4 tRNA genes and 1 rRNA gene are annotated in these 599 nt (G+C 47.7%); all 5 read right to left on the bottom strand.

Features of this window, described 5'->3' with window-relative positions:
- Positions 1–41: 41 nt before the first annotated feature.
- The 5 genes from KI369_RS27345 to rrf all read right to left on the bottom strand — a co-directional run bounded on the left by KI369_RS27345 (position 42) and on the right by rrf (position 507).
- Positions 42–117 (bottom strand) — tRNA-Val (locus tag KI369_RS27345).
- A 5-nt stretch (positions 118–122) separates the two neighbouring features.
- Positions 123–197, bottom strand: a tRNA-Glu gene (locus tag KI369_RS27340).
- Positions 198–214: 17 nt separating this feature from the next.
- Positions 215–306: transfer RNA gene (locus KI369_RS27335), tRNA-Ser, on the bottom strand.
- A 2-nt stretch (positions 307–308) separates the two neighbouring features.
- A tRNA-Asn gene (locus KI369_RS27330) sits at positions 309–383 on the bottom strand.
- An 8-nt stretch (positions 384–391) separates the two neighbouring features.
- Positions 392–507: ribosomal RNA gene (gene rrf, locus KI369_RS27325) — 5S ribosomal RNA — on the bottom strand.
- Between the last annotated feature and the right edge of the window lie 92 nt (positions 508–599).

Raw genomic sequence — 599 nt, 5'->3', positions numbered from 1 at the left:
TGCTGCTCCACCCCGCGATAATACTATTCATATAATTTATATGGTGGAGGATGACGGGATCGAACCGCCGACCCCCTGCTTGTAAGGCAGGTGCTCTCCCAGCTGAGCTAATCCTCCAAAAGTGGTGACCCGTACGGGATTCGAACCCGTGTTACCGCCGTGAAAGGGCGGTGTCTTAACCACTTGACCAACGGGCCAAATATTATAAATCCTATGGCGGAGAGCAAGGGATTCGAACCCTTGATACGCTTGTGACGTATACACGATTTCCAATCGTGCTCCTTCGGCCAACTCGGACAGCTCTCCAATGGCTCCGCAGGTAGGAATCGAACCTACGACCGATCGGTTAACAGCCGATAGCTCTACCGCTGAGCTACTGCGGAATAATATTGCCTGGCAACGTCCTACTCTCACAGGGACAAGGTCCCAACTACCATCGGCGCTAGAGAGCTTAACTTCCGTGTTCGGTATGGGAACGGGTGTGACCTCTCTGCCATCATTACCAGACTGTATTCATTTAAGACAAGAATTATTTTAACTTATTTAACTTTTAAAGTCAACAAGTTTTTTATATTCTTTCAAAACTAGATAACATTGCT

The organism is Bacillus sanguinis (genome assembly GCF_018332475.1).
GTDB classification, from domain to species: domain Bacteria; phylum Bacillota; class Bacilli; order Bacillales; family Bacillaceae_G; genus Bacillus_A; species Bacillus_A sanguinis.
The sequence above is the reverse complement of the archived record's forward strand: the minus strand, read 5'-3'. Positions and strand labels throughout refer to the sequence as shown.